At 42.7% G+C, this 25206-nt stretch carries 25 protein-coding genes and 1 tRNA gene; 11 read left to right on the top strand and 15 right to left on the bottom strand.

Annotated elements, in window-relative coordinates:
* Positions 1 to 103: 103 nt before the first annotated feature.
* A tRNA-Tyr gene (locus tag GFB48_RS15310) sits at positions 104 to 188 on the bottom strand.
* Between the two features lie 190 nt (positions 189 to 378).
* Between GFB48_RS15310 and GFB48_RS15305 the strand changes: the two genes are divergently transcribed.
* Positions 379 to 840, top strand: coding sequence for a VC2046/SO_2500 family protein (locus GFB48_RS15305; protein ID WP_163937729.1), 462 nt, complete (start codon positions 379 to 381; stop codon positions 838 to 840).
* Positions 841 to 889: 49 nt separating this feature from the next.
* Positions 890 to 1165 (top strand): DUF406 family protein, encoded by a 276-nt coding sequence (locus GFB48_RS15300; RefSeq protein WP_163937726.1) that lies wholly within the window; start codon positions 890 to 892, stop codon positions 1163 to 1165.
* Between the two features lie 83 nt (positions 1166 to 1248).
* Here the strand turns inward: GFB48_RS15300 and GFB48_RS15295 are convergent, their stop codons facing one another.
* Positions 1249 to 1692 (bottom strand): YchJ family protein, encoded by a 444-nt coding sequence (locus tag GFB48_RS15295; RefSeq protein WP_163937723.1) that lies wholly within the window; start codon positions 1690 to 1692, stop codon positions 1249 to 1251.
* 2 nt (positions 1693 to 1694) lie between these two features.
* A complete protein-coding gene (locus tag GFB48_RS15290; RefSeq protein ID WP_163937720.1) occupies positions 1695 to 2258 on the bottom strand; it encodes a nuclear transport factor 2 family protein in 564 nt (187 codons plus the stop codon).
* A gap of 121 nt (positions 2259 to 2379) precedes the next feature.
* Here GFB48_RS15290 and GFB48_RS15285 point away from each other — a divergent pair, with 121 nt between their 5' ends.
* Entirely contained in the window at positions 2380 to 2946 is a 567-nt protein-coding gene (locus GFB48_RS15285; protein WP_163937718.1) for a Smr/MutS family protein, read from the top strand.
* A gap of 18 nt (positions 2947 to 2964) precedes the next feature.
* Here GFB48_RS15285 and acs read toward each other — a convergent pair whose 3' ends face one another.
* Together acs and GFB48_RS15275 are read right to left on the bottom strand one after the other, a co-directional pair.
* A complete protein-coding gene (gene acs, locus GFB48_RS15280) occupies positions 2965 to 4911 on the bottom strand; it encodes an acetate--CoA ligase (protein WP_163937717.1) in 1947 nt (648 codons plus the stop codon).
* A gap of 269 nt (positions 4912 to 5180) precedes the next feature.
* Complete coding sequence (locus tag GFB48_RS15275; RefSeq protein WP_163937714.1) at positions 5181 to 5987, bottom strand: pyruvate, water dikinase regulatory protein; 807 nt, start codon at positions 5985 to 5987, stop codon at positions 5181 to 5183.
* Positions 5988 to 6117: 130 nt separating this feature from the next.
* Here GFB48_RS15275 and ppsA point away from each other — a divergent pair, with 130 nt between their 5' ends.
* The 4 genes from ppsA (at position 6118) to GFB48_RS15255 (ending at position 12553) form a co-directional block, all read left to right on the top strand.
* Entirely contained in the window at positions 6118 to 8481 is a 2364-nt protein-coding gene (gene ppsA / locus GFB48_RS15270) for a phosphoenolpyruvate synthase (protein WP_163937711.1), read from the top strand.
* 99 nt (positions 8482 to 8580) lie between these two features.
* Entirely contained in the window at positions 8581 to 11583 is a 3003-nt protein-coding gene (locus GFB48_RS15265) for an FAD-binding and (Fe-S)-binding domain-containing protein (protein WP_163937709.1), read from the top strand.
* The gene (locus GFB48_RS15260; RefSeq protein ID WP_163937706.1) at positions 11584 to 12078 is read left to right on the top strand and encodes a DUF1285 domain-containing protein; all 495 of its coding nucleotides are present in this window, start codon (positions 11584 to 11586) and stop codon (positions 12076 to 12078) included. It begins immediately after the preceding gene.
* A 64-nt stretch (positions 12079 to 12142) separates the two neighbouring features.
* Positions 12143 to 12553: a MarR family winged helix-turn-helix transcriptional regulator gene (locus GFB48_RS15255; protein WP_163937703.1), complete on the top strand. Its 411-nt coding sequence runs from the start codon at positions 12143 to 12145 to the stop codon at positions 12551 to 12553.
* Here GFB48_RS15255 and GFB48_RS15250 read toward each other — a convergent pair.
* A complete protein-coding gene (locus tag GFB48_RS15250) occupies positions 12550 to 13017 on the bottom strand; it encodes a hypothetical protein (protein ID WP_163937700.1) in 468 nt (155 codons plus the stop codon). The two genes, GFB48_RS15255 and GFB48_RS15250, sit on opposite strands and share 4 nt — an antisense overlap.
* A 191-nt stretch (positions 13018 to 13208) precedes the next feature.
* Here GFB48_RS15250 and GFB48_RS15245 point away from each other — a divergent pair, with 191 nt between their 5' ends.
* The gene (locus GFB48_RS15245; protein ID WP_163937697.1) at positions 13209 to 13622 is read left to right on the top strand and encodes a DUF4826 family protein; all 414 of its coding nucleotides are present in this window, start codon (positions 13209 to 13211) and stop codon (positions 13620 to 13622) included.
* 116 nt (positions 13623 to 13738) lie between these two features.
* Positions 13739 to 14566 (top strand): MipA/OmpV family protein, encoded by an 828-nt coding sequence (locus tag GFB48_RS15240; protein WP_163937694.1) that lies wholly within the window; start codon positions 13739 to 13741, stop codon positions 14564 to 14566.
* Positions 14567 to 14642: 76 nt separating this feature from the next.
* Here the strand turns inward: GFB48_RS15240 and GFB48_RS15235 are convergent, their stop codons facing one another.
* From GFB48_RS15235 to cspD, 6 genes are all read right to left on the bottom strand, one after another.
* Positions 14643 to 15785, bottom strand: a complete 1143-nt coding sequence (locus GFB48_RS15235; RefSeq protein WP_163937691.1) for a cupin domain-containing protein — start codon at positions 15783 to 15785, stop codon at positions 14643 to 14645.
* A 37-nt stretch (positions 15786 to 15822) separates the two neighbouring features.
* The gene (purB, locus tag GFB48_RS15230) at positions 15823 to 17193 is read right to left on the bottom strand and encodes an adenylosuccinate lyase (protein WP_163937688.1); all 1371 of its coding nucleotides are present in this window, start codon (positions 17191 to 17193) and stop codon (positions 15823 to 15825) included.
* A 22-nt stretch (positions 17194 to 17215) separates the two neighbouring features.
* Positions 17216 to 17830 carry a high frequency lysogenization protein HflD gene (gene hflD, locus GFB48_RS15225; RefSeq protein WP_163937685.1) on the bottom strand — a complete coding sequence of 205 codons (615 nt, stop codon included), beginning with the start codon at positions 17828 to 17830 and terminating at the stop codon, positions 17216 to 17218.
* Positions 17831 to 17839: 9 nt separating this feature from the next.
* Positions 17840 to 18943 carry a tRNA 2-thiouridine(34) synthase MnmA gene (gene mnmA, locus GFB48_RS15220; protein ID WP_163937682.1) on the bottom strand — a complete coding sequence of 368 codons (1104 nt, stop codon included), beginning with the start codon at positions 18941 to 18943 and terminating at the stop codon, positions 17840 to 17842.
* A 158-nt stretch (positions 18944 to 19101) separates the two neighbouring features.
* Positions 19102 to 19740 carry a pseudouridine synthase gene (locus GFB48_RS15215; RefSeq protein WP_163937679.1) on the bottom strand — a complete coding sequence of 213 codons (639 nt, stop codon included), beginning with the start codon at positions 19738 to 19740 and terminating at the stop codon, positions 19102 to 19104.
* 85 nt (positions 19741 to 19825) lie between these two features.
* Entirely contained in the window at positions 19826 to 20032 is a 207-nt protein-coding gene (cspD, locus tag GFB48_RS15210; protein WP_163937676.1) for a cold shock domain-containing protein CspD, read from the bottom strand.
* A gap of 348 nt (positions 20033 to 20380) precedes the next feature.
* On the opposite strand from cspD, the gene clpS reads away from it, so the two are divergent.
* Positions 20381 to 20695: an ATP-dependent Clp protease adapter ClpS gene (clpS, locus tag GFB48_RS15205; protein ID WP_163937674.1), complete on the top strand. Its 315-nt coding sequence runs from the start codon at positions 20381 to 20383 to the stop codon at positions 20693 to 20695.
* 23 nt (positions 20696 to 20718) lie between these two features.
* Complete coding sequence (gene clpA / locus GFB48_RS15200) at positions 20719 to 22995, top strand: ATP-dependent Clp protease ATP-binding subunit ClpA (protein WP_163937672.1); 2277 nt, start codon at positions 20719 to 20721, stop codon at positions 22993 to 22995.
* A gap of 73 nt (positions 22996 to 23068) precedes the next feature.
* Here clpA and infA read toward each other — a convergent pair whose 3' ends face one another.
* From infA to trxB, 3 genes are all read right to left on the bottom strand, one after another.
* A complete protein-coding gene (gene infA / locus GFB48_RS15195) occupies positions 23069 to 23287 on the bottom strand; it encodes a translation initiation factor IF-1 (protein WP_095499127.1) in 219 nt (72 codons plus the stop codon).
* A gap of 98 nt (positions 23288 to 23385) precedes the next feature.
* Positions 23386 to 24075 carry a leucyl/phenylalanyl-tRNA--protein transferase gene (aat, locus tag GFB48_RS15190; protein WP_163937669.1) on the bottom strand — a complete coding sequence of 230 codons (690 nt, stop codon included), beginning with the start codon at positions 24073 to 24075 and terminating at the stop codon, positions 23386 to 23388.
* A gap of 45 nt (positions 24076 to 24120) precedes the next feature.
* Positions 24121 to 25071: a thioredoxin-disulfide reductase gene (gene trxB / locus GFB48_RS15185; protein WP_163937666.1), complete on the bottom strand. Its 951-nt coding sequence runs from the start codon at positions 25069 to 25071 to the stop codon at positions 24121 to 24123.
* Positions 25072 to 25206: the final 135 nt, after the last annotated feature.

Here is a 25206-nt window from a genome sequence, read left to right as displayed (position 1 = left end):
AGATGGATTCGAACCATCGAAGGCTGAGCCGTCAGATTTACAGTCTGATCCCTTTGGCCACTCGGGAACCCCACCACGGGTTACAATTTACTAATTGTGAAAATGGTGGTGGGAGATGGATTCGAACCATCGAAGGCTGAGCCGTCAGATTTACAGTCTGATCCCTTTGGCCACTCGGGAACCCCACCACAGGAGTGCTGCGAATACTATAACCAGAACATGAACTTGTAAAGATGATTTTCACAAGAAATGCTTATAAGGGTATTGTTTGCTGGATAAATGTGCAAGCAGTCAAAAAAATGCCCACAAGTACAAATTTGATTAAAGCTTAAAGATGATTGGTCGATAACTTTTTTGTTATCAATACCAGAGTCCGTTATGCAGGTTAGTTCACTTCATCACATTACCGCTAATCAAGAGCTGCAGTTAAGTATTGCTGTTAATGGTGCTGCTCGTAGTCAATTTAGTTTGCTATTAGCGATGCAGTTTGGTGATCAACCTAATAATCATATTCAGCAGCAACCCCAAGTTGATGTTGAGCAAGCATTAAGGCAACAGTTTGAATTGCCCCAAGCTCAGCCTCTGAAAAAAACATACCATCAAGCCTCTATTGCAGAGCGAGACCCTGTATTTCATCAAGGCGGACTCATTTCGCAGCGATTGCAAGATGCTTTAGTTGCCCCCACCATTCATTTTGATAGTGAACCAGACCATGGCATGCAACTGGCTCTGAGCAATTACCGTCCGCCAGCGGCAATCAAAGATGGTATCGAACAGTATGATTTTTGTGAGTTGGTCAACAAACAAAGAGTCTTTTCTGAGATTTTAGCCACAGTCTAATTCGCCCATTAGTATTATATTGTATGGCTAATGTTTGTTGGATTTTAAAATGACTCAAAATAATATTGTCATCAAAGACGATTGCACAACTTGCGGCAGTCCAGTTGAAATGGGTTCAATTATCGATAATCAAGACCTTGATTTAACGATAAAACTAGAAAAACCCGATATAGATAGTCAATGGCAACAGATGTCTGAGCAATTAACCCAGCGCTTTCCAGAGGCCCGCATGAAGATTTTAGAGCATACCAGCCACTATCAAGTGGTGATAAGTTTTAGCTGTGGTGTCGAGAAAATTTTATATCAACTGGAAATGCTGAGATAATTTTCTTAGATATCTCATAAATATAGTCTGAACGACAAGCGAGTTAATGCTGAGTTAAATGGCGAGTAAGCGATAGTCAATCTTCACATGCAGCACTTTTTGAATTTTTTTGTGCTGCCGCAGACACAGGGGTCGTTACGTGCGGGCAGTTGATAGTCAAGGGCTTCGCCAGCAAGATAATACCACTGCTCTTGCTGATTCAAGAAGACAGAGCGTTCATGGATGCAGCCCCATTGATTGCCAAGCTTGTACCAAGCCTTAAACTGGACCCAGTTGTCACCATAGTCAACAATTTCTAACCCTTTCCAAGATTCAGGCTGTTGATCGCTAAAGTCAGCTAATGAAAGAGGATTACCAGTCTTATCAGTATCAATTAAATACTGATAATTTCCCATACAAAAGGCGCAATAACGACTTTTCATTAATTCTAAGGCGGTAGTTGCCTTTTGCTGTTGTTGATGCAGCCTTTGACAACACGCTGAATATGGCTTGCTGGAACCACATCGACAATGATCTTGATTTAACATTATTACGGTTCTATTGTTTGCAAGGAATTAGGGGCGTTATCATTTGGTGTGTGTATTTGAGCTTTAGCCGACAGGTACATATTCAGTTCGGCCTTGTTGGCAGTGTCTAAATTAATTTGCCATTGCCCTGACTTATTTTTAACAAAACCCATGGCAAATTTTCCCGCAAAATGGGAAAGCGGTTGCTCGGAGCTCGTCGAAGGTATTACCTCAACCAAATAATAGCCGACATCATTAGCGTAATTTTTTCCTATTTGCCTAGAGATAGTTCGAAAGCCGACTTTAATTTTAGCTTGTTTGTTTTTTATCTTTTTAAAAATTTCTTCATAAATGTCAACAATGTTATCCCTTCCAATGATGATTTCCCTGTGACTGGCAGCGGGCACATAGCTGGCTTGCTTTGAGTAAAGTTGCGCCAAATTGGTGGCATCAAGGTTTTCGTAAGAATGTGAAATTTGATGGTAAATTTGATTTAATTGTTTATCTTCTGGGCTCGCTGAAAAAGCAGGAGCAACGCTCAAAAAAGCACCGACTAGCAATAAAACTATGGAAATTTTTATTTTCATTATTCACCTTTAATAATGCTTATGTCATTAATATAAACTACTAAAGATTAACGGCAACTGTTAAGTTTTTACAAAATGTGTATTTACCGATGTAAACGCCATCTGGATTAAGGAGTAATATATGAAAGATGAAGGCCTTGATTTGTTTTTTCAAGAAATGGCTGATGTCAAACCTCTTCAAAAATCCAATACTGTCGTGCTAGTGAAGGATAGCACAGTGGCGAAGCAACAAAAGCTTTCTGCTCATATGTTTGCTGAGCGTATCAATCAATTAATGATTGATAAAAGCCGGATTGAGATGTTGTCTGTGGATGAACCGATAGCGGGGAAAACCTCTGGACTTCAGACTGGCGTATATAAAAACTTGCGTTTAGCAAAATATGACATTGAAGCGCAATTAGATTTAACAGGACTTTCGCTCAAGGCCGCCCGCTTTGATTTTGTGACCTTTATTGACGATTGCTACCGAGCGAATATTAGATGCTTGTTAATCAAACACGGCAATGGCAAAAAAAATGGAATGCCATTACTAAAAAGTGCTTTGAAACAATGGTTAGAGGTTTATCCTTATATTCAAGCCTATCATTCAGCGCCGTTAAAATTTGGTGGTTATGGTGCTACTTTAGTTCTTATCAGTAAAAATGAACGCCAGAAATTAGAAAATCGTGAAATACACAAAAGGGGCTGAACGCCCCTTTTGTAAACATTAATCCGTTTGTCTTTCAGCGATTAAATTTATTAAAACAGTTGGATCGGCGAGGGTACTTGAATCACCCATTTGTTCGATTTCGTTTGCGGCAATCTTCCGCAAGAAGCGACGCATTATCTTTCCTGAGCGGGTTTTAGGTAAGCCAGGCGCCCACTGTATTTTGTCTGGAGTCGCTAAGGCCCCAATTTCTTGCCTTACCCAACTTTTTAACTCACTGACTAATTCAGAAGAAGGTTCAACGTGATCATTTAAAGTGACATAGGTATAGATCCCTTGACCTTTAATGGCATGGGGATAGCCAACGACAGCAGCTTCAGCGACTTGGGGGTGGCTAACCAGCGCGCTTTCAATTTCAGCGGTGCCTAACCTGTGGCCTGATACATTCAATACATCGTCCACCCGACCTGTGATCCAGTAGTAACCATCATCATCCCTACGGGCACCATCGCCGGTAAAATACATACCCTCGAATGTTTTGAAATAGGTATCGACAAATCTTTGGTGATCCCCATATACGCTGCGCATCTGGCCTGGCCAAGAGTCCAGCATCACTAAATTACCTTCACAGGCCCCCTCTAGGATATTGCCTTCACCATCGACAATGGCGGGTTGCACCCCAAAAAAAGGTAAAGTGGCAGAACCAGGTTTGCTCGCTATTGCCGATGGGATTGGCGAAATTAAAATGCCTCCTGTCTCCGTTTGCCACCAAGTATCTACGATTGGGCAGCGGCCCTTGCCAATAACACTATGGTACCAGCGCCAAGCTTCAGGATTAATTGGCTCTCCAACACTGCCCATTAAACGCAGGCTGGAGCCATCAAGTTCACTAAAATAGCCTTCACCATGAGCCATTAAGGCGCGGATTAAGGTTGGTGCGGTATATAAAATCGTCACCTTGTGCCTATCAATCATATCGGCTAAGCGACTTGAATCAGGGTAGTTAGGCACACCTTCATGCATTAAAATGGTGGCACCATTTAATAATGGGCCATAGGCCATATAACTGTGACCAGTGATCCAACCCACATCGGCGGTGCACCAGAAAATATCATCATCCCTGTGATCAAAAATATGTTTAAAGGTGGTTTGTGCATACACGAGATAACCACCTGTGCTATGAAGTACACCTTTAGGGTTACCGGTTGAACCTGAGGTATACAGAATAAATAGCGGATCTTCGGCGTTCATCGTTTCAGCAGGACAGTCACCGCTTTGCTGGGCTACTAGTGATAAATAATCGAGATCTCTGCCTTCAACCCAATTTATTTCCGCATTGGTTCGTTTATAAACTAATACATTGCCCACCGTAGTGACGATAGGGTTCGATAAAGCGGCATCAACCGTTGCTTTTAATGGGATGGTTTTTCCACCGCGAAGACCTTCATCAGCAGTGATCACCAGTTTAGATTGACCATCGTGAACACGAGTGGCAATAGAATCAGCTGAGAAGCCGCCAAAGATAACAGAATGGACCGCCCCAATGCGACTGCAGGCCAACATCAAAATAAGTGCTTCAGGGACCATCGGCATATATAGAGTCACCACATCACCTTTAACGACTCCTAAGGATTTAAGTAGGTTGGCGCTTTTGCATACCCTTTGATGAAGCTGGGCATAGGTCAGTGTTTCTTGGTCAGCGGGGTTGTCGCCTTCCCAGATAATGGCAGTTTGATCGCCTCTCTCTTGTAGATGCCTATCAACGCAGTTGAAACTGGCGTTTGTTTGGCCATCTTCAAACCAACGAATATGCAAGTCTGCAGCAGCAAATGAGCAGTCTTTAACTTTACTAAAAGGCTTAAACCAGTGTAGCTTTTTTGCCATTTCACCCCAGAAAGATTCGGGGTCAGAGATGGAGCTCTGGTACATACTTTGAAATTGTTCAAGTGACGTGCTTTGGCTATTTGCGAAGTTAGCTGGGACTTCATAAATGCTTTGATGTTCCATAACATTCCTTTGTTGCTGTGCTTTTTTAGTACTCTAGCAATACCTAAAATTGCAAATAAAATCAATTTCTGTGCAAATAAGTTGGCCGTTTGGTTGGCTTATGGATATTTATTAATACTAGCAAATCTTTTAAAGCCCAAAGATAGTGATGGCAGCGTTGTAATTTGGCTGAGTTAAACCAAGGGGTTGCTGCTAAATAAAGCATTTTAATTTTTATCGTAAAATGACCGAGAAAACTCTTTCAAGGGCGAAGTAATGCCGGTGGTTAATTAAAACATATGCCGCTTGATACCAGTAATTTCCAAGATTTTAGTCGCAATTTCTTCTACTGAATGATAAGTGGTATTGATGTAGGGAATATTTTCTTTTCGATAAAGCATTTCAACTTCGTTAACTTCCATTCGGCACTGGCGTAAAGAAGCATAGCGGGAACCATTAAGCCTAGATTCACGGATCTCTTGTAACCGCTCGGCGGCTATCGTTAAGCCAAATAACTTATGCTTATATTGCTTAAGAGCTGCAGGCAAAGTTAAGTTGTCCATATCATCTTCTACAAATGGGTAGTTTGCTGCTTTTATGCCAAATTGCATGGCTAAATAAAGTGAGGATGGGGTTTTACCACAGCGGGAAACACCCAACAGTACAATATCAGCTTGCGCAATGTTTTTTAGAGATTGGCCATCGTCGTTATCGAGCGAGTAGTTAATTGCATCAATACGTTGGCTGTAATCTTGGGAAATACTGTGGGTTCGATGACTTTTGGGCTCGGCTTTGATTCCAAGTTGTTGCTCAAGTGGTGCTACGAAAGTATTTAAAAAATCATAATCTATCGCTTCAGAGGCAAAAATAATGTCACGGATTTCTGGATTGACAATCGAATGAAAAACCAAAGGCCGTTCTCCTGTTGTAACAAAATTATCATTTATTTGTTTTACTACATTTTCTGCTTTTTGTTTCGTTTCCACAAAAGGGATGGTTATGGTATTGAATTTTATGGGGAATTGCGAAAGTAAGGCATGCCCGAAAACCTCGGCAGTAATCGCTGTTCCGTCAGAAATATAGAATACTTGTCTCATTTTGTTCCGCCTAAGAGTAATAAAATTACAATTAAATTAAGGGTTTACGTTTATTTTTTTATGAGTGTAGAATGATATTGCCTTTGATGGAAGAGTTAGGCCTTATAAACGAGAACTGGGAGAGACGCGCGTGCAGCAATATGTACTTTGGTATCAAGACTTAGGAATGTCCGATGTTGGCATTGTGGGGGGAAAAAATGCTTCTCTGGGTGAAATGATCAGTCATCTCACCGGTATGGGAGTGCAAGTACCTGGTGGTTTTGCTACCACATCCTATGCTTTTAATGAGTTTCTAGAGCAAAGTGGCTTAAATCAGAAAATTTATCAAGTCTTAGATAGGCTAGACGTAGATGATGTCGATGCTTTAGCTCGCGTTGGTGCAGATATCCGTCAATGGATCATAGACACCCCTTTTCAACCACAACTTGAGCAAGCCATCCGAGCCAGTTTTGAACAATTAGAAGCGGGTTTAAATGGGGTATCATTTGCGGTACGTTCATCTGCAACCGCTGAAGATATGCCCGATGCGTCTTTTGCGGGACAGCAGGAAACTTTTTTAAATGTACGTGGTTTTGATGCTGTGTTAGTGGCCATCAAACACGTTTATGCCTCGCTATTTAACGACCGTGCCATTTCTTACCGAGTGCATCAAGGATACGATCACCGTGGTGTGGCATTGTCTGCCGGTGTGCAGCGTATGGTGCGCAGTGATATTGGGGCTTCGGGAGTAATGTTTTCAATTGATACTGAATCTGGCCACGAAGATATCGTATTTATCACTTCTTCTTATGGTCTAGGTGAGATGGTCGTACAAGGCGCAGTAAACCCAGACGAATTTTATGTTCATAAGCCGATTTTAAAACTAGGCAAACAAGCGGTAGTTCGCCGCAATCTAGGTTCTAAGCTGGTGGAAATGACTTATTCAGAGGACGAGTCGCACGGCAACCAAGTACAAATACAAGGCATAGAAGCGTTACGTAGTAAGCAGTTTTCCATCAGCGATGCCGAAGTCCAAGAACTGGCAAAGCAAGCAATCATTATTGAACAGCATTATGGCCGTCCGATGGACATTGAGTGGGCTAAAGATGGTTTAGATGGCAAGTTGTATATTGTGCAAGCGCGTCCTGAAACTGTGCGCTCTCGTGAAAATGTGCAATTAATTGAACGATACAATTTAAAGCAAACGGGCCCGTTGGTTGCAGAAGGTCGAGCAATTGGTCATAAGATTGGTCATGGCACAGCTAAGGTTTTAGCTTCCATTGCAGATATGAACCAGATAGAAGCGGGTGATGTATTGGTGACCGATATGACGGATCCAGATTGGGAACCAATCATGAAGCGCGCGAGTGCCATCGTCACCAATCGTGGTGGACGTACCTGCCATGCCGCAATTATCGCGAGGGAACTAGGAGTCCCTGCGGTAGTCGGTTGTGGCAATGCTACCGAACTGATCAGTACTGGACAAAAAGTGACAGTTTCTTGTGCAGAGGGAGATACCGGGTTTATTTATCAAGGTGAGTTGCAGTATGAGGTGAAATCATCTCGAGTGGATTCGATGCCAGAGTTACCAATAAAAATCATGATGAATGTCGGTAATCCTGACCGAGCATTTGATTTTGCCAAACTGCCCAATGCTGGGGTGGGTCTGGCGCGTCTCGAATTTATCATTAATCGAATGATTGGTATTCATCCTAAGGCACTTCTTGAGTACGACCATCAGGATGCTAAAACTCAAACGATTATCAATGAATATGTCTGCGGTTATGAGTCACCTAAAGAGTTTTATATCTCAAAATTGGTTGAGGGTATTGCCAGTATTGGTGCGGCTTTTTATCCACAACGGGTGATTGTGCGAATGTCTGACTTTAAATCGAATGAATACGCTAACCTCATTGGCGGTAAGCGTTACGAACCAGAGGAAGAAAACCCAATGTTAGGGTTCCGTGGTGCAAGTCGTTATATTTCTGAGTCATTCCGTGATTGTTTTGCGCTAGAGTGTGAGGCATTAAAACGAGTTCGTAATGATATGGGCTTGACTAATGTGGAAATTATGATCCCCTTTGTGCGCACGGTTTCCGAAGGTCAGCAAGTTATTCAGTTGTTAGCTGAGCAGGGACTAAAGCGTGGTGAAAATGGTCTGAAAGTGATCATGATGTGTGAGCTGCCATCCAATGCGTTATTGGCTGATCAATTTCTAGAGCATTTTGATGGTTTTTCGATAGGTTCAAATGATTTAACCCAACTTACATTGGGTTTAGATCGCGACTCAGGTATCATCAGCCACTTATTTGATGAGCGCAATGAGGCGATTAAAGCCTTGTTGTCTATGGCGATAAAATCGGCTAAAGCTAAGGGGAAATACGTTGGTATTTGTGGTCAAGGGCCATCGGATCACGAAGATTTTGCCGCTTGGCTGGTTGAGCAAGGTATTGATAGTGTCTCTTTAAACCCAGATACCGTGGTGGATACTTGGTTGTATTTAGGCAATAAATAAATTTAAAACGTAAAATTTACTTATTTTCATTAAGAAAGCCGCCCATTGAGCGGCTTTTTTTTTATAATGGCAACAAAGCACCATTTATATTGAGCCGTTATGCTACCTAAACTTGAACCAACTCAAACGATTAACCTTGAATATCAAGCCTATTTAGAGGCACTGCAGAGCAGTAATTTCCAAGGGGAAATCGATCATCGTTACAGTGCTCGGTTAGCGCAGTCAGTAGATAACTCGATTTACCAATATATACCTGAGGCGATTCTTTATCCTAAAGACGACCAAGATTTAGTTATCGCCTTAAAACTGGCCCAGCAATCTGCTTATAAAGGGGTTAATTTCTCCCCGAGGGGTGGCGGCACTGGCACTAATGGCCAAAGCTTAAATAAAGGTATTTTGGTTGATTTATCACGCCACTTTACCCAAGTAGAATCGGTGGATGCAAAGACGACAAGTGCTTGGGTACAAACCGGTGTAGTTAAAGATTTCCTTAATGATGAGCTGCGTCCCCATGGTTTGTTCTTTGGGCCGGATTTATCCACCTCAAACCGTGCCACCATCGGTGGCATGGTTAATACCGATGCCTCTGGTGCAGGCTCACTGGTTTACGGTAAAACCTCCGATCATGTGCTTGAAGTCGAAGCGGTACTCATTGACGGCACTAAAATCACCACTAAAACCATCAATAGCGCTGATTTAGCTAACCACTACAGCGGCAAGGCCTTAGCGATTGCCCAGCAAGTGAAAGACTGGTGTGAGCAACAGCGTCAATTGATTAATGAGCGCTTTCCGAATTTAAACCGTTTTTTAACCGGCTACGATCTAAAAAATGTCTTTAATGACGATTTAAGCCAGTTCGATTTAGGGCGGATCCTTTGTGGCTCTGAAGGAACCCTCGCTTTTATCACTAAGGTTAAGCTTAACGTTGTGCCTATTCCTAAATCTAGGGTCTTGGTTAATATCCAATACTCTGATTTCGAAGCGGCGTTGCGACACGCACCTTCATTAGTGGCGGCTAATGCGACCGTGGTTGAGACCATTGATTCTACAGTACTTGATTTAGCCCGTCGGGATATCATTTGGCATTCGGTTTCAGAATTGCTCGATGGTGAAACGCCTTATTTAGGCTTAAATATGGTGGAGTTTGCAGGTGACGTTGAGGATGTGTCTGCCCGCTTGCAGCACTTATTACAAGTGCTTGGTGACGATACAGAATCAAAAATTGTTGGTTTTAAGGTATGTGACGAACTGGCCAGTATCGGTAAAATTTACGCGATGCGTAAAAAAGCCGTTGGCCTATTAGGGGCGGTCAAAGGCCCACGTAAACCGCTTCCATTTGCCGAAGATACGGCGGTGCCGCCGGAGCAACTTGCTGACTTTATTATGGAATTTAGAGCTTTGCTTGATGATGCAAAACTCAATTACGGCATGTTTGGTCATGTTGATGCGGGAGTGTTGCATGTTAGGCCTGCGCTTGATATGTGCGATCCCGCTGATGAACGCTTGCTTAGGGAGATATCAGATAAAGTCGCTGCCTTAACCCTAAAATATGGCGGACTGATGTGGGGCGAGCATGGCAAAGGGGTGCGGGGTGAATACGCGACCGACGTTTTTGGTGACGAGTTGATGCATACCCTAAGAAGTATTAAAGGCTTGTTCGATCCTGATAACCGTTTAAACCCAGGTAAATTATTTACCCCAGTGGATTCCAGTGTCGAGCTTTACAATATCGACGATCTTAAGCGTGGTCACAGGGACAGACAAATTCCTGTGGTCGTCAAAGACGCCTATGCGAGCTCATTAAATTGTAATGGTAATGGCCTTTGCTTTAATTACGCTAAAAATTCACCCATGTGTCCATCTTTTAAAGCCACGGGTGATAGGGTGCAGTCTCCTAAAGGGCGTGCCACTATTATGCGTGAATGGTTACGCTTACTGAGTGAGCAAGGTATTGATGTGAGTCGTCTAGAAAATGTTAAGTCAGCAAGTTTTATCGACAAACTGAAAAATACCATGGCCAAAGATGATGATTTTAACCATCAGGTTAAGCAAGCCATGTCAGGTTGTCTCGCGTGTAAAGCATGTGTTAATCAATGCCCAATTAATGTTGATATACCAGATCTTAAATCTAGATTTAACTACCTGTACCATAAAAGGTATTTGCGTCCAGTCAAAGATTATTTAGTCGCCAACATTGAGGATTCGGTGCCGTTGATGGCTAAGTTCCCTAGACTGGTTAATTTTGCCTCTAGTAATGTATTGTCCCGCTGGTTGTTAAAGCATACTGTCGGTTATGTTGATGCCCCTGAACTTTCTATTCCGACCCTTAATCAGCGGCTACAAGGTGACGAAGCTTTGGGCTATGATCTAGAAGCATTAAAAGCACTGTCGCCACAGCAAAAACAAAAAACAGTCCTGATTGTGCAAGATCCTTTTAATAGTTTTTATGATGCCGAAGTGATGCATGATCTGGTGCAATTATTGCAAAAACTGGGTTACCTCGCAGTGTTACTGCCGTTTAAACCTAATGGCAAGCCAATGCACATAAAAGGCTTTTTAGATAAATTTGCTAAAACGGCGCAGGACTCCAGTGACTTTCTTAATCAATTACATCAATTAGGTTTGCCTATGGTGGGTATCGATCCTGCTTTGGTATTGACCTATCGAGAGGAATATAAGCAAGTATTGGGTGAGCAAAGAGGTGACTTTCATGTCGATACTTTACCTGAATGGTTAGCGACTCAATTGGCGGGTATTCAAGTGAAAGATCTTGAGGGTGAATTTACCTTATTAAGTCATTGCACCGAACAAACCGCTTTGCCACAAAATATGAAATCATGGCAGAAAATTTTTGCTCACTTTGGGCTACAACTCAACACTAAACCCATGGGGTGCTGTGGTATGGCTGGCAGTTATGGCCATGAAACTGAAAATCTAGTGAATTCGGAAGCTCTTTACAATATGGGCTGGCGCCAACAAGTACAGCAAAATCAGTCTAAATTATTGGTGGCTGGTTACTCTTGTCGCAGCCAAATTAAACGCATGGATGGGATTCACACGCTTCATCCGGTGCAGGCCTTGGTAAGGGCGCTAGGAGCATAAATGGACTTAACTGAGTTATCAAAGCAACTCGATAACAATGAGCATGTAAGAGCCAGTTGGCAACCAAAAACTTGCGGCAATATTGATATTAGGATTGATACTAACGGCGATTGGTACCATCAAGGTGTTAAGATAACTCGTTTGCCTTTGGTTAGGCTTTTTGCGGGTGTACTAAGGTTTGAACAAGGGCAATACTATTTAGTCACAGCTGTCGAAAAAATGCAGATCCAAGTGGATGATGTGCCTTTTTATATTAGTGACTTAATCTTTAACGAAGAGCAATTTATTGGCCAAACTACTGTCGGCTTAAGTTACCGAGGCAACATAGAAGATATCGATTTTGATGGCGAGCAGTTAAGTTTTACGCTTTGGCAAAACTGCAAAGCTAAGCTCACTCGTGCAGAACACCTACGGGTATCTGAAAAAGCCGTTATTGAGGGGGATAAGTTAATATATAATCTGCCAGCAACCCCCCTTAAATTTACATTAAAATAGTTGCCTCTTTTTAATATTATGAACCATTATTATAAATAACAATGGCTTAATATCTGGTGGTGCTATGGTGCAAGAATGGACGTTACAACAACAATTATCCGCCCTAAATGAGCTTTTTCAAACTCAAATGGATAATAATTTAAAACGTTACCAATTGGAGTTTCGCTTTTGGCCAGTGTTGAATCAGCTTTGGCAAGCAGAAGGGATGACTCAAATTGAGCTTGCAAAAACCTGCGATATTCCCAGTTACACCATTACTCGAGTACTTGATCATCTGCAAACACTCGGATTTATAGAGCGCCGTCAAGAACCTGAAAACAGGCGTGTGTTCAGGATTTTCTTAACCATAGAAGGAAAAGCCATTAAACAAGATCTAATGGTTGAGGTTGAGAGAGTCGAACAGGAACTACTCAACAGGTTAGCGCCACAGCAGCAAGCTTTATTAAAAAACCTACTGCAGCAATTAATTAATTAATGGATCCGGTCGTATTCTGGTAACTCCATTATATCGATGACCTGTGGGGTAAGCAGCTGCAGTTGTTGCAGTTGTTCTAGCAAGCCAATGAAGCCTTGGGAAAGTCGAGTAAACAACGCAGTGAACTGGCTGTCGAGTAAACCTTCACTGACGACTGCGGTATGAACGACCAACAGCTGATGACCAGCATCATCTACTTCCAAGAGTATCTTGAATTCAGGATTTTGAATGCCCAGTTGAGTTAATGCCGCATTAATTTGCAGAATTTGACTGGCAGAAAAATCGATGCTTGAACTCCAGATCAGTAATCCATCATAAATTTCTAGCTTGCAGTCATTAACAAAATCCAGTTCATTGAATTTTTCAAGGTGCAACCCACTACAGTTAGGGCAGTAACTGTAAGAAACGGCCATTTCATCTAACCATACTTCAAGTTGTTTATTGGTAATTTGTTTAGGTTGCAAGGGTCACCCGATGTTAAATTCTAAAATGGCCGAGTAGGGTAGTCTAAGTCAGCTTTAGTCTCAAGGGGCTAGTCACTAAACTTTGAACAATGTTGGCTATTGTTGGTGGTTTCCTATACAAATGGTGACGATGAGTCTTGTAGTTAGCCATTGACATGCTAAAGTGGCTCAAAAAATAGGAATTTATAAAGATGTCAGAACAACAAAATACCCAACAATTACAGGCGCAGTGGTTACAACAACAATTTCAAAAAACCAATGGATTTTTAGCAAGCAAAGGTTTATTACCAGAAAAGGTGTTAGTAGACGATTCGCGTCATTTAGCGCCATTAGTTGCCCTTTGGAAAGTGCAAACCACCCAACCAATCGGATACTATTGGGTGATCACTGGTGAATTGCCAACGGATCATGTTCCTTTTTCTGTCGCAACCAGTGCCCGGGATGCCATGCGTCACTTTTCCCTTGCTTGGCAACTAAAGGCGGAAAATATTATGCAGGCCACTAAAGGCCAAGATAAAACCCAAGCAGAGTTTGCGCAGTTGTTAGTGACTCGAGCACAAGATCTGCATAACTTTGCTAATGACGATAAACTTTGGCAAGCATAATCCGATCTATAAGCTAATGTCAAAAGAGGTCATATGACCTCTTTTTTTATGAATTTTATATTTAAAAAGGGTACATTAAGCAAACTTACACTGTCACACACTATAAAGGAATATTTGTGTTCAAAGCCTATCTTTATTTGTTCCCCATCCTTGTATTCGTCCCTTGGGCTAGTGCAGCACAACAGAAAATAACCATTGATGAAACTAACCAGCCCCTGTGGGAGTTTGGCTTAGGCGTCGGTGCCGCAGTGTTACCTGATTACCTAGGATCAGATCAATCGAGTACTTATGTGTTACCCGCTCCCTATATCCGTTATCGTGGTGAAAAATTCAAAGCCGATCGCCAGGGCGTTAGGGGAATTTTTTACGATAGCGAAAAGCTTGATCTTAATTTGAGTTTTAGTGGTTCCTTGCCGGTTCAGAATGAGCAAAATGAAGCTCGTCGCGGCATGAATAATTTGGATTTAGTCGCCGAAGTGGGCCCCAAGTTAGAGTATCAGTTACAAAAAACCTCAAGCTATTTATTAAGATTAGATTTGTCTGCTAGGGGAGCTTTTTCAATTGGTAATCCAATGCTGTATCATCGCGGTTGGACTTTTGAGCCAAGATTTTATTATGAACGGGAACTTGGGCAGTGGTTATTTACCAGCAAATTAAGCAGCAGCTTTAGTGATCAAAGATACCATCAATATTACTTTGGAGTAGCACCTGAATTTTCCACAGAAACTCGTCCTAGCTACCAAGCAAAAGCAGGTTATACCGGAACGGAACTTGCTTTTAAAGTGCGTCGTCGCTATCAAAGCTGGTATTTTAATTTTGGTGTGAAGTATTTTTCATTGCATGGTAGTGCTTACCAAGATTCACCATTAGTAAGGCAAAACCATTATGTGTCTGCCACCGCTCTGGTCAGTTATATCTTTGGGCAATCGAACACATCCAAGTAGCCCAACCCTAGAACTTTTTCGCTAACACTCTAGCCCAAAGGCTTAGCCATGCTAAGCCCTTGGGTTAAGCGCGAGATCATTCGTCGTCAAAGACCATCAGGCCTTGATTAACCATTTCGACCAGAGCGTTTAAAATGTCTTTGGATTCGCACAGCTCTTCTAGAGCGGCAGGTGGATAAGCAGTTAGATTGGCCAGCATATAACAATGCTCAATACTGGCATCGCCAAAGCGGTACTCCTCACCATTGACAAATACTCTGCTGTGCTTATCTTGCTCTAGAGATAATACTTTTACCCCTGGCAACCGGTAGAGCGTTTCTTTAGCAAACAAAGCCAGGCATTGCTCAATGCTGAGGTCTTGATCTGGCTGATAAGGAGCTAATTCAAAGCGATTCTTGGACAATAAACAGCCAGTGATGGTGTTAAAGTCATCGGAATCTAAACTCTCTTTAATTAACGCTTTAATATCATCCATGGTGGTGCTGGCTAAAATCCCTGCTGCCGAGGTTTCCTCTGAAGTAATTAGGCGCTTTTCGCCCAAGGACTTATCTTCCAGTACATCCGCCCAGTTAGAAATAAACTCTTTTTGGCTAGGGGCTCTAAAGCCCATAGAATATGACATTGAAGGCTCAATGGTTTGCCCTTGGTGTGGGTAACCCGCTGGAATATATAGAATATCGCCAGGGTTAAGCTCAGCATCAATAATAGCCTCAAAGTCAGTCACCAGGCTCATGGTGTTATCATTACGGCAAGTGGTGTGGGTATTTGGACCTACCTGCCAACGGCGTTTGCCGCTGCCTTGGATAATAAACACATCGTACTGATCAATATGGGGACCGACACCACCACCGGGGGTCGAAAATGACACCATTAAATCGTCAAAGCGCCATTCAGGAATAAAACGGAATGCTTCCACTAAAGGTAACGTCGGCGGATACCAGTGATTGACTGCTTGTACCAGCAATTGCCAGTTATCGCTGCCGAATTTATGGTAGTCGTTAAATGGGCCGCTGTGGGCTTTCCAGCCATCGCTTAGGGTTTCAATGATCCTTGAGGCCACTTCGTCTTCCATGGCAAGACCTGCCAGTTCATCGGCTTCAATTGGGTCTTCAAAATTGCTGATGGCTTTGCGAATAAGCTTTGGCTTTTTTTGCCAAAACATGCCCAAGAAGGCATCGGTATCAAAATTTAAATGCATATAAAAAATAACAGCGGCCAAAGCCGCTGTTCCTTTATTGGTATAGGCGAATTATATATTAGCCTAAAAGATCGGTTAGACGTATCGCATCACCTAAGTAATTAGCAGGGGTGAGCTTTTTCAGCTCTGCTTTTACTTCTTCAGGCAGTTCTAGGTTGTCAATAAAATCTGCCATGCCTTGGGCATCGACACGCTTACCACGGGTCAGCTCTTTTAGTTTTTCGTATGGCTTTTCAATGCCATAACGACGCATTACGGTTTGTACCGGCTCTGCCAGTACTTCCCAGTTGCCATCAAGCTCATCCAGTAGACTTTGCTCGTTAACTTGTAATTTACTGATCCCTTTAAGAGTCGCTTGGTAAGCAATTACAGCGTGGGCCAGACCCACACCTAGGTTACGAAGCACCGTTGAATCTGTCAGATCACGCTGCCAGCGAGAAACAGGCAATTTGCTTGCTAGGTGGTTAAGCAGGGCGTTAGCAATACCGATGTTACCTTCCGAGTTTTCAAAATCGATAGGGTTCACTTTATGTGGCATGGTTGATGAACCAATTTCACCAGCAATGGTTTTTTGCTTAAAGTGACCTAGGGCAATGTAACCCCAAACATCACGGTCAAAGTCCATCAGAATGGTGTTGAAACGAGCCACCGCATCAAACAGTTCCGCAATGTAATCGTGGGGTTCAATTTGAGTGGTGTAAGGGTTCCAAGTCAGACCAAGGCTAGTCACAAACGCTTCTGAGGTCTTATGCCAGTCAATTTCTGGATACGCAGACTCGTGGGCATTGTAGTTACCTACAGCACCGTTGAATTTACCTAGGATTTCAACGTTTTCAATTTGCTTAATTTGGCGTGCAAGACGGGCTGCTACGTTGGCCATTTCTTTACCAAGGGTGGTTGGTGAAGCAGGCTGACCGTGGGTACGAGACATCATCGGCACGTCACGGTTTTGCTTAGCAAGCTCGCTGATAGCGCTTAATAGCTCGTTACAGTAAGGCAGTAATACCTTAGTGCGTGCTTCAGTTAGCATTAGGCCATGGGACAGGTTGTTAATGTCTTCAGAGGTACAAGCAAAGTGCACAAACTCATTGATTGCGTCTAGCTCAGCGTTACCGCCGAATTGCTCTTTAATGAAGTACTCAACCGCTTTTACGTCGTGGTTAGTAGTACGCTCAATCTCTTTCACACGAGCCGCGCCTTCAACATTGAAGTCATCACGGATAGAGTGAAGAATGGCTAGTGCTTCTTCAGAAAAAGCAGGAACTTCGCTAATTTGAGGGTTATTAGCAAGGGCAATCAGCCAGTTAATTTCTACCTGCACACGATATTTGATCAGACCAAATTCACTGAAAATGTCTCTCAGTTCTTTGGTTTTACTGCCATAACGACCATCAACTGGAGATACGGCGGTCAGTGCGGATAATTCCATTTTGTGCTCCTAATATTATTTATTAGCGAAGTTTATTTTGTGCGAATTCTAAGATGCCTTGACGGCTAAAAATTAATTGTCGACGCTTGCCGCCTAACTGGCGCCATAATACAGCAGAGCGCATGGCACTTAGCAGACAGGCTCTAATCATATTTTGACAATCAGGCTTTTGTAAGTGTAATGGGTTTCCACTGACTTGGAGTTTCGGACCTAAGGGGCTTATCACGTCGACATAAATGCTCGCTAGGTTAGCGATAACAGCGTCATCACTCAATTCAAAATGATTCAATTGACGATTTACTTCATTAATGCGTTGACCTAGCATGCTTAATGCTTGAGGGTTTTTAGAGAGTTTGCGCTCAAGGGCAAGTATGCCAACAAGGAAGCGACTGCCTTCCATATCTTTGTTGGAAGCCGAACCAAAAAGCTGAACAATACTTTTAAAGCCTTGGGTGATCATTGGCTCTGATGGGTAAACATCATTAGTACTGTCTGGATTCATCACCAGAATCGGGGCAAGTACATCTTGCAGTTGTTGTTTATCAAGGTTGCCATGTCGGGCAATGTGCTGTACTTGATTAATCGCTTGCATTAGACCAGCCAATGCAAGCATACGCTCATTTAAGTTAGCGCTCATTATTTACGATTATTCCTTAATCAAGGTGTCGATGATACCGCCACCAAGACAAACGTCGCCATCATAGAATACGGCTGATTGACCTGGGGTTACCGCCGCGACAGGGGCATCGAAGATAACCTTAATTTGACCATCTACCTCAGGATATACGGTACAAGGTACATCCTGTTGGCGGTAACGAGTTTTGACTGTTAATTTGCGCTCTTGAGTAATTGGCTGACGATCGACCCAATGTAACTGGCTCGCTAATAGGCCAACAGACATTAAGCGCGGGTGATTACCACCTTGACCCACAACCAAGACATTACGCTCTAGATCTTTATCTACTACGTACCATGGATCCTCAGATGAGTTTTTCATACCACCAATACCAAGACCTTTACGTTGGCCTAGGGTGTGATACATCAGCCCCTGGTGGCTACCAATGACTTCACCTTCGGTGGTTTCAATATCACCAGGTTGTGCTGGTAAGTACTGTTTTAGGAAGTCAGTAAACTTACGTTCGCCAATAAAGCAGATACCAGTAGAGTCTTTTTTCTCAGCGGTAATCAAGCCCAGTTCTTTAGCAATTTCACGCACTTCTGGCTTTTCAAGTTCACCTACAGGGAACAAGGTTTGCGCTACATGCTCATGGGATAGGGTATATAAGAAATAGCTTTGATCTTTGTTGTTATCCACACCACGGATCATTTGGAACTGGCCATCCACTTCTCGGCGACGTACATAGTGGCCGGTAGCGATATAGTTCGCCCCTAGCGCTTCTGCAGCAAACTGCAAAAAGGCTTTGAATTTGATTTCTTTGTTACAGATGATATCTGGGTTTGGGGTACGACCCGCTTTGTATTCTTGCAAGAAGTGCTCGAAAACATTGTCCCAGTATTCAGCAGCAAAGTTGACTGAATGCAGTGGAATATCCAGTTTGTCACATACGGCTTGGGCATCTTCAAGATCTTGAGCAGCGGCACAGTACTCTTCAGTATCGTCTTCTTCCCAGTTCTTCATAAATAAACCTTCTACCTGATAACCCTGCTTTTTAAGCAGGTAGGCAGATACGCTGGAATCAACGCCACCAGACATGCCGACAATGACTTTGATGTTGTGATTTTCTGACATAACTTTGCTATACGTTTAGGAAATTAAGGCGCGCTATTCTAGCACGACAGTTGCGAGCACCCAAGCGATTAACCATTTAGCAGGTGAAAGCTTAGACAAGCTCACAAAATTGTTTGAATTTTAATCGGTTTGTTTTGCTTTTGGCAAACATTGATAGGTTACAGGGTTAATTCTGTCCATTGACCAGGTTGCAGTTTATCTAAGGTCCAATGGCCCATACGATAACGGATCAAGCGCAAAGTTGGGTAACCGATATTAGCGGTCATTCTTCTTACTTGTCTGTTTCTACCTTCAGTAATGATGATTTTCAGCCATGTGGTTGGAATATTTTTGCGCTCCCTGATGGGGGGCGTTCTATCCCAAACCTCCGGCTCAGACATGACCTCCACCTTGGCAGGTTTAGTTGGCCCATCTTTTAAAGTAACGCCATGACGAAGCTTGTCCAAGTCAGCAGCTTGCGGGCAACCTTCTACTTGCACCCAGTACTCTTTTTCTGTGTTTTTGTTTGGTTGAGTCAGTTTAGCCTGTAATTTACCATCATTAGTCAGCAGGAGTAATCCCTCAGAGTCCCTATCTAATCGGCCGGCGGCATACACATCTGCAACATTAATATAATCTTTCAAGGTTTTACGGTTTTGATCATCCGTAAATTGGCAAAGCACGTCAAAAGGTTTATTGAAAGCGATCAATTGAGTCGGTTGTTTCGATTTCAGCCCTTGTTTGGACTTTACAACCGCTTTAGAGCGTCGAGAAGGGACGCTTAGTATTTTTGTTTTAGGGCGATATCTTGTATTCATATGGGTATTTTAGCAATAAACCAAGATACATAGAAAATAAAAAAGCAGACTTGAAAAAGTCTGCTTTTATTAGAGCGTTAAGGCTCTATTTTACAGGACTGATCACAGAGGCGTGCATACCTTTAGGGCCTGCTTCTACATCATAAGTGACTTCTTGACCAGCCTTAAGAGTGCGGTAGCCTTCCATTTGGATTGTTGAGTAATGTGCAAACACATCTTCACCGCCGGATTCAGGGCAAATGAAGCCAAATCCTTTTGCATTATTAAACCATTTTACTGTACCGGTTGCCATTATCCTGTTCCTTCTTCAGTATTATAACTATTGAGAACCTTTGGGTCTTTCAGTGCTCAAAAGTTCTACAACCAGAATGAAACTATGTAAATAAACTGTCAAGCCCTTTTTTAACATTTAGCTAACATTATCAGGGGTGAATTGACATCTAACCAAGTTTTATACCTTTATAGCAAATGTAAACCTATTGATATGACAGTAAAGGGTGCTATCTGCTGGGGTTTTCAGGTTTTTATGGATGAGTGTAATAACCAATACTGATATCATGTAAACCACTTGAAATAAAATCAGAAATTTTATTTATTGATCAAGTTGGATCACTAAACAAAAAGGGGCTAGGATAAAAATATGTCATCGGATCATCAGTACCAAGAAAGTTTTGAAAATGTTCTCGAAAGAGAAGCGCTGGCACCGCCACCTCAGTATCGAGTGGTGTTAAATAATGATGACTATACGCCCATGGATTTCGTAGTAGAAATATTACAGCACTTTTTTTCTATGAATCTTGAGCAGGCAACTGAAGTGATGCTTGAGATCCACAATAAAGGTAAGGGCGTATGTGGTATATACACCAGGGACATAGCCGAAACAAAAGCGGAACAAGTGAATCAATGTGCTCGTGCCAACGAACACCCACTTTTGTGTTCAATTGAGAAAGTTTAGCGGGACAGACAAAGAGGGCGCCTATGTTCAATAAAGACCTTGAGTTAACATTAAATGCTGCATTTCAAAAAGCTCGTGAAGCTAAGCATGAATTCATTACGGTAGAACACTTACTTATTGCATTACTCGACAATCAATCAGCAGTGCAAGCGTTAGAGGCTTGTGGTGCGAAAATAGATCATCTTAGAAAAGAGATCCAAGATTTTGTCGACCAAACTACCCCTATTATTGCTGCAGACGACTCAGAAAAAGATACCCAACCCACGCTCGGGTTTCAAAGGGTTTTACAGCGTGCTGTTTTTCATGTCCAGTCTTCAGGTCGAAACGAAGTCACAGGCTCTAATGTGTTAGTGGCGATTTTTTCTGAGCAAGAGTCTCAGGCAGTCTACATTTTGCGTCGTCGTGACATTAATCGTTTGGATATTGTTAATTACATTTCCCATGGTGTGGGTAAAATTCAGAGCAAAAGCAACCCCACTTCTCCAGAGCCTCATATTCAGGTTGAGCACGAGCAAGATAATAATCATCAAGAGTCTCCTTTAACTCAGTATGCCGCTAATCTCAATCAGTTAGCACAACAAGGGGAAATCGATCCTTTAATCGGTCGACATCAAGAAATTGAACGTTCAATCAGTGTCCTGTGTCGTCGTCGCAAAAACAACCCACTTTTAGTGGGCGAGGCTGGCGTAGGCAAAACAGCCATCGCCGAGGGCTTGGCCTATCGTATTGTTAACAATGACGTTCCTGAAGTGATGCAAGACGCCACTATTTACTCTTTAGATCTTGGGGCATTATTGGCGGGCACTAAATATAGAGGCGATTTCGAGAAGCGTTTCAAAACTGTCCTTAAAGCATTGCAAGCAGAGAAAAATTCGATTCTGTTTATCGACGAGATCCACACAATTATCGGAGCTGGTGCTGCAAGTGGCGGCATGATGGATGCATCGAATTTACTTAAACCATTATTGTCTAATGGTAAACTTCGTTGCATGGGGTCAACCACATATCAGGAATACCAAGGCGTTTTTGAAAAAGATCGCGCCCTCGCAAGACGCTTCCAAAAAATTGATATCGTCGAGCCTAGTGTTCAAGAGACCACTCAAATTCTGACCGGTTTAAAAGAAAAGTATGAGCAGCACCATGGGGTGACATACACCCCAGAGGCATTATCTGCAGCAGCGGTATTAGCAGATAAATACATTAATGAGCGTCAACTTCCAGATAAAGCCATTGATGTGATTGATGAGGCTGGCGCACAAGTGGCCTTACTTCCTAAAGCCAGTCGTAACAATAACATCAGTGAGGCGGACATTGAAAAAATTGTCTCTAAGATGGCACGAATTCCTGAAAAATCAGTATCCTCTTCGGATGTTGAACTGCTTAAGAACTTAGATAGAAACCTCAAGATGGTGGTCTTCGGTCAGGATCAAGCAATTGACTCGTTAACCAGTGCCATTCGTCTATCACGAAGTGGCTTAGGTGGCGAAGATAAACCGGTTGGTAGTTTCTTATTTGCTGGCCCAACAGGGGTAGGTAAAACCGAGGTGACGGCGCAGCTGTCTAAGTGCCTGGGTATTGAACTGGTACGTTTCGATATGTCTGAGTACATGGAACCCCATACGGTATCAAGACTCATCGGTGCGCCCCCTGGCTATGTGGGTTATGACCAAGGTGGCCTGTTAACCGATGCTGTCATTAAGAATCCGCACTGTGTGGTGCTTCTCGATGAAATCGAGAAGGCGCATTCAGATGTCTATAACCTGCTATTACAGGTTATGGATCATGGTACCTTAACCGATAACAATGGTCGCAAAGCAGATTTTAGAAATGTGATCTTAGTGATGACGACCAACGCAGGTGTGCAGCAAACCATTCGTAGCTCTATTGGCTTCAAACAACAGGATCATTCTCATGATGCCATGGACGATATTAAAAAAGTGTTCTCTCCAGAGTTTAGAAATCGCTTAGATTCTATCGTTTGGTTTAACCATTTAGACATGACCATTATCGCTAAAGTAGTGGATAAATTCTTAACTGAATTACAAGCTCAGTTAGATGCCAAACAAGTGGTATTAGAAGTATCTGCAGATGCGCAAATGCTGTTGGCAGAAAAAGGCTATGATAAATCTATGGGGGCCCGACCCATGGCCAGAGTGATCATGGAAAATATTAGAAAACCGTTAGCAAATGAAATCTTGTTTGGCCAATTGAGCCAAGGCGGTAAGGTTTCTGTTTCGGTTGAAAATGAGCAAATTAAACTTGATTATCAAGCCAAGCGAGCGGTTATTGAAACCCAATAATTAGCATGAACGCTCATTAAACCATCAAAAAAGCCCGCATTTTAGCGGGCTTTTTGGTGAGTCTGTTACTCTATTAACGGGCGCGGAATACGATACGACCTTTAGTTAAATCGTAAGGAGTCAGCTGAACCGTTACTTTGTCACCAGTAAGAATACGAATGTAGTTTTTACGCATTTTACCAGAAATGTGAGCAGTCACAACGTGACCATTCTCTAGTTCAACTCGAAACATGGTATTAGGCAAGGTCTCAAGGATAGTTCCTTGCATCTCAATACTGTCTTCTTTAGCCATCTAGTGTTTTTTCCCATTAATACTCAAATTCAAAACTCGGCTATGATGCCGTAAAACCGCCTTAGTGTAAAGCTGAACCTGTTGGATTGCTACAAATATCACTCAAAATAGTCAGCGAGTTTGATCTTTTTACTGTGCAACAAGTTTAATCTATTTATAAATTCACGCCTTTTGAGCACGTTAAAGCCGAGAGACATGAGATGTGGGTTTTCTATTTGGCCATCTATCAATTCTATTCCGGCTTGTTTAGCAATGTTATTTAAACAATAAAAAGCCGCTTTGGAGGCATCGGTGACCTTATGAAACATCGATTCGCCACAAAATACGCCCCCAACTAAGATCCCATACAAGCCTCCCACAAGCGCATTGTCTTGATACACTTCAATACTATGGGCATGGCCAAGCTGGTGGAGATTAATGTAAGCTTGTTTCATATCGGCAGTGATCCAAGAACCTAATTGGTCAGCACGAAGGCCACTGCAACCATCAATAACCGCAGCAAAATTATGATTCACTTTGAATTGCCATTGATTCTTACGAATACTTTTTAATAAGGAGCGGCTAGGTTGATATTGATTAACTTCAAGTACTGCTCGCTCTGATGGGCTCCACCACATCACGGGTTCGCCTTCGTTAAACCAAGGAAAAATACCGCAACGATATGCATTAAGCAGCCATTGAGGGGTTAACTCACCACCAACAGCCAATAAGCCATCAGGTTCAGTTAATGCCCAATCGACATCAGGGAAATGGGGATCGGAATAAGGGTCCAATAAAGTAAGCTTCATAGGTTCAATACTAAAAAGGCAGCCATGGAGCTGCCTTGAATCCAATTATAGTGCGTCTAAGTAGCGTTCGGCATCCAGCGCCGCCATACAACCGGTTCCTGCCGAGGTTACCGCTTGACGGTAAATCTGATCCATCACATCACCACAGGCAAATACACCTTCAATATTGGTTTGGGTGGCATTGCCTTGCAGTCCACTTTGAACTTTTAAATAACCGTTAGACATTTCAAGTTGGTCAGCAAAAATACCGGTATTGGGTTTGTGACCAATGGCAATAAATACCCCAGCCACATCCAGTTGCTGTAACGAACCGTCTTCAGTGCTTTTCAGTGATAGCGCATTTACCCCCATATCATCACCTAGCACTTCATCTAGGGTTTTGTTTAGGTGGAGCTTAATGTTGCCATTCTCAACTTTATCCATTAACCGCTTAGTGAGGATCTTTTCACTGCGGAAAGTATCACGACGGTGAATTAAGTGCACTTCTTCGGCAATGTTGCTTAGGTAAAGAGCCTCTTCTACGGCAGTATTACCGCCGCCGACGACCGCTACTTTTTGACCACGATAGAAAAAGCCATCACAGGTCGCACAGGCAGATACGCCGCGTCCTTGGTATGCTTGCTCTGATTCTAACCCTAGGTAAGTTGCTGAAGCACCCGTGGCAATGATCAAAGCATCACAGCTGTATGAACCCATATCACCGGTTAAGGTAAATGGGCGCTTTGATAAATCCACAGCAGTAATTTGGTCGAACTGAATTTTAGTTTCAAACTTTTCGGCGTGCTGCTGCATTCTTTCCATTAATGCAGGACCGGTTAAGCCCTCAGGATCGCCCGGCCAGTTTTCTACTTCAGTAGTGGTGGTTAATTGTCCACCTTGTTGCATACCAGTAATTAATAAAGGTTGCAGGTTGGCACGAGCTGCATAAACGGCAGCGGTGTAACCAGCAGGGCCTGAACCTAAAATAATTAACTTTGAATGGGTTGCTGCTGTCATTGGAACTTCTCTGTCATATTTTTTATGCAAGTTTATGTCATCAATACTAAAGGGTAAAGAGGCAAAATACGATTACGCTGATAGGGTAAATTAAAGGAGCTAAAGTTCCATTACCTTTAATTTATCGCCATCTTA

Origin of the sequence: Paraferrimonas sp. SM1919 (assembly GCF_010993985.1) — a bacterium.
In the GTDB taxonomy this organism is placed as follows: domain Bacteria; phylum Pseudomonadota; class Gammaproteobacteria; order Enterobacterales; family Shewanellaceae; genus SM1919.
This window is presented reverse-complemented; position numbering and strand designations above follow the sequence as displayed.